At 59.3% G+C, this 3,569-nt stretch carries 6 protein-coding genes and 1 pseudogene; 2 read left to right on the forward strand and 5 right to left on the reverse strand.

Annotation, left to right across the window (positions count from 1 at the left end; translation table 11 throughout):
• On the reverse strand, positions 1–200 hold a 200-nt coding region (locus EN991_RS27875), incomplete at its 3' end, for a LysR family transcriptional regulator (RefSeq protein ID WP_164769414.1).
• Between the two features lie 736 nt (positions 201–936).
• Complete coding sequence (locus tag EN991_RS41135; RefSeq protein WP_206632797.1) at positions 937–1,089, reverse strand: hypothetical protein; 153 nt, start codon at positions 1,087–1,089, stop codon at positions 937–939.
• Between EN991_RS41135 and EN991_RS41140 the strand changes: the two genes are divergently transcribed.
• Positions 1,079–1,297 (forward strand): hypothetical protein, encoded by a 219-nt coding sequence (locus EN991_RS41140; RefSeq protein WP_206632795.1) that lies wholly within the window; start codon positions 1,079–1,081, stop codon positions 1,295–1,297. The two genes, EN991_RS41135 and EN991_RS41140, sit on opposite strands and share 11 nt — an antisense overlap.
• 115 nt (positions 1,298–1,412) lie before the next feature.
• On the opposite strand, the gene EN991_RS27885 is transcribed toward EN991_RS41140, so the two are convergent.
• On the reverse strand, positions 1,413–1,706 hold the full coding sequence (locus EN991_RS27885; protein ID WP_127369961.1) for a hypothetical protein: 294 nt from the start codon (positions 1,704–1,706) through the stop codon (positions 1,413–1,415).
• Between the two features lie 85 nt (positions 1,707–1,791).
• On the reverse strand, positions 1,792–1,935 hold the full coding sequence (locus tag EN991_RS40010) for a hypothetical protein (RefSeq protein WP_164766094.1): 144 nt from the start codon (positions 1,933–1,935) through the stop codon (positions 1,792–1,794).
• Positions 1,936–2,444: 509 nt separating this feature from the next.
• Between EN991_RS40010 and EN991_RS27895 the strand changes: the two genes are divergently transcribed.
• Positions 2,445–2,639 (forward strand): hypothetical protein, encoded by a 195-nt coding sequence (locus EN991_RS27895; protein ID WP_127369962.1) that lies wholly within the window; start codon positions 2,445–2,447, stop codon positions 2,637–2,639.
• A gap of 287 nt (positions 2,640–2,926) precedes the next feature.
• On the opposite strand, the pseudogene EN991_RS27900 reads toward EN991_RS27895, so the two are convergent.
• Positions 2,927–3,569: pseudogene (locus EN991_RS27900) on the reverse strand (beta-xylosidase); the annotation flags it as partial.

The raw sequence follows: 3,569 nt of genomic DNA on the forward strand, positions 1-3,569 counted from the left end.
AACCGCTCGAGCTCGCGTCCCGCCGGCGTCAGTTGAGCGCCGTTGCGGTTACGGATGAAGAGCTGCCGTCCGAGCTCCTCCTCCAGCGTCCGAATGCGAGCACTTACAGTGGTCTGCGTGACATGAAGACGATCCGCGGCCTTCAGGAAACTACCCGAATGGACGATTTCAAGGAAAGTGCGCGCTCGATTGATGTCCACGGGCTCCTCTTATGACAGCAATAATTTTGCACTGATGGTAGCACTTAATTCGTTTGCTTTGCTGTTCCTGCGGAACACGTTTGAGCAAACGTGTGGGGCACACCGGATGCGGAGCTACCCACTACCCGGACGCCAACACCCACGAACACACATTTCCACCCTGCTTAGCGCACGAGCTTTCGTCCGAGTATGACGGCCATTCGGAGTCTCCAGGAATCCTGGAGCGAAATCTTGCGCTGGCAAAAGGGCGGAGCGGCCGAGGTTGATCGAGGAGCCCCTCGCCATGGATGTCCTGAGAGAAAGGCCAGGGCGGACCGCATCGCTTGGAGCCTCGATCTTGCCACCGGCGAGGTCAGCAGGCGCATCTTCAGCGGTTTTTGGCCGTCCCGAGGAGAGCCCGACCTTCGCAACTGGGCGATCAAGGTCATCCGAACGCCTTGGCAGGATCGTGCTTCCCGTTGTCATCAGAAAAGGCTAGCCGGTAGAGTTTCGTAAGGGATCCACTTGAGAGGCGCGTTTGGGACTTCCTGCGGGCCTCGGCCCTGCCGGATACCGGAATCGAACCGATGGTAGGCTTCGACGGGCCGAACTACCGTCTGGGTATGGCGGCTTTCTCATCCGCAAGACGCTGCGCGTGACCCCCGCCATGGCAAAAGCTGTGGGCGATGCGCGAGAGCTAAAAAGGCCGGGAGATCGAGAGTACGTGGTCCTCAAAAATGCAGAGGGTGGACAACTTCTACTTGCTTTCGATCCAATCCAGCAAGCCAGCTTCGATCCGCTCGCACCCGGTGAATTCGTGCACCAGGCTCCTGGCCAAATCGCGCCATTGCGACTCCGGCGCTCTGGTTTCCGAGATCAGATCGTGGAAGGCCTTGCGGATGATCAGCATCGAGCGCGCAGACGGCAACTGGTGCAGATTCGCTTTCCTCGCTCTGGCTCTGTCGCTGGCGAATTCGTTTCACGAGTTCGTGCAATGCGGCAATCGCTTGTCGGGTTTCATCCATATCCCCGCGAAGTGCGGCAGTTCCCGCCATGGACTGCTGTCGAGCGTGGAAGGCGGCATCGATGACCGCTCTCGCAAGATGGTATGCGTTTGAACCATCGCCGCCTCCCTTCCTGCGACGACTATTTTTTACAACGTCCGAAAGCGCATCCCAAAAACCAAGGTCGCGGCCACTCGGTGCTTCGGCTGGTGACTAAGAAAGTCCCGTCCTACTCGAACATGATCCCAGCCGTGCCTCTTTTGGCGATCAACAGTCTCCGAACCTCCTGGATCCGCTCAGCTTGTTGTTTGGTATAGGGACCCATCGGGCGGGTCTTTTCTTCACCGCGGCGGACCCTGCAGTACCAGCGGCCGTCATTCGAAAAGATTTCGACCGAGGTCGGCGCATCGTTAGCGTGCCTGGCGATCTCGTCGATGAATTCCACGACCTTTGAATGGTGCTGGGCAGGTCCGACAGTGCGCAAAACGTTTCTGCCGCTAATTTCATGCTGCAGTGTGGACATAGTCGAACTCCTTTCAATCACAATCACATCCCGCTCGCCATCTTGACCGTGCTGTTTCGAACCGGGCTGCCGCGCGGAGCGCTTGTTAGGCTATCTCGCGCCCTGTCTCGGCCTCTGCCTCCAGGCTCTCGGTGTCACGGAAGATCGAAGAGGAGCTTTCCGGCATCGGAGAGGTCGGACAGCGCGGTCCCCCAGGCGAGATCCAGGCCTTGGTCTCAGTTTCAGCCATATTCTTCTCCTTGGCGATCCAGCGTCAAAAGTCGCTCGTGCGGCGAAGCGGCAATCCCCATTTGCTTCGGGATATTCTCTGCCTGGCTAGCGCGCCTTCAGAGTGTCAGCACCGCCAACATCCCGATCACGTCAGGCATCGGGCTGTGTGGTTTTCACGTTGTAGTTTCCCGCCATCGCGGATCTCATGCAAACGAATTTAATCGGTAATTGAGTGCAATTTTTATGATAGCCGCCTTTGGCGATTTCACTGTCAGTTCGGCCGCCCGAGGAGGCTGCCTTCGTCGAGGCCGCGACCGAAAGGCTTATCCCTGAAGACGACCTCGGCCCCGGTGCCAAGGCGTGCGGCGTGCCGCTCTTCATCGATCATCAGCTTGCCGGCGCCTACGGGCATGCAGGTGGTACATGTAGGGACCATGGGCAAAGGGTGAAGACACACAAAGCTTTCGATCGCGCATGACTCGGGCCGCCCTCTACCGGGCAGCGACCAAGGCAATTGACGACCCCGCGTTGTCATCGCAGGGCGGCAAGCTTTTCGCCGATCTCCCGGCCCAAGCGCAGGATGCGATGCTTTGGATCTCGAAGGCGGGCAAGATCGATCTCGGTGCGTCGGATGCCACGACCTTCTCCAAAAATGCTTTGGCAGAAGCCCCAAGGAGGGGATGTTTTCGGATCTATGGCGGCAACAAGGATATGGCCGGCTAGAAGATGCTCGGCTGCCCGGGCGCGCTACAACTACCTGGATTGGGTCGATCGGCACGGCGAGCACTATGACCAGCCGCCGGTCGGCATCGCGGCTGGCCCGCGTGGAAGCTCTCGGACGACCAGGTCGCCGCGGTGGCGACCTACATCCGAAATGCCTGGGGCAACCAGGCCAGTCCGATTTCGGCAGGCGACGTCAAGTCGCTGCGCGATTCGGTGCAGGCCGTGAACAGCGCTTACTGAATTGGCAGGCCCGAGGAGGTTCCAGCGTGCGTCTCCCATAAAGCGGTTCACGTGCTCGCCAGACGTATGGCGGCGACCGATAGCGGTGGCAGTGTGACTTTGAGGCTCAAGGTACCGGCCTCGCTCTCGGTCGCGACCGGCTCACTGCGAAGTTCCGACACATCGTTGAGCTCATCGACCGTCGCCGGGTCGAGATATTCGGGCTTGCCCATTTCCTCCCAGCGGCGTTTTGCGTTGGCGTGATCGGCGTCGATTTGTTGTACGGAAGCCATCGTGGCTGTCGGCGCAGCTTTCAGCGTGAACGAAACCTCCTCGGTCTCGATCGGATGACGCGGCAGGGCGAAATTCGTCAGCATCAGCGTGGACCCACCGTCATCGCGGATAACCCAGGCATCCACCGTCTCGTGAGCGCCCTCGACAGGCAGCAACTCGGTGCCAACTCCATGCAGCAATTGAAAGGCCCGATAGGCCGGCTTGGCGATGCCGTGGATGTTCAACAATCCAAACCCGCCCTGAAAGGGTATCGAGGGAAAATAGTTCTCCTCGAAAATATCGGAGAACGTCCAGTAACTGTATCCCTGGACCAGCCCGTTTGCTTCCAGCACGGTCTTGACGATGAACGCGGCGGCATAGGGGTCGTCGTGCAAGGGGTCGCGCGGGTTGGACGAGGTGCACCATTCGGTATAATAG

It is taken from the genome of Mesorhizobium sp. M7A.F.Ca.US.005.03.2.1, assembly GCF_003997795.1.
GTDB lineage: Bacteria > Pseudomonadota > Alphaproteobacteria > Rhizobiales > Rhizobiaceae > Mesorhizobium > Mesorhizobium ciceri.

Coding starts and splice junctions, on each gene's coding strand:
- EN991_RS41140 (WP_206632795.1), top strand. CDS start 1,079: ATGATCAGCATCGAGCGCGCAGACGGCAACTGGTGCAGATTCGCTTTC.
- EN991_RS41135 (WP_206632797.1), bottom strand. CDS start 1,089: ATGCTGATCATCCGCAAGGCCTTCCACGATCTGATCTCGGAAACCAGA.
- EN991_RS27885 (WP_127369961.1), bottom strand. CDS start 1,706: ATGTCCACACTGCAGCATGAAATTAGCGGCAGAAACGTTTTGCGCACT.
- EN991_RS40010 (WP_164766094.1), bottom strand. CDS start 1,935: ATGGCTGAAACTGAGACCAAGGCCTGGATCTCGCCTGGGGGACCGCGC.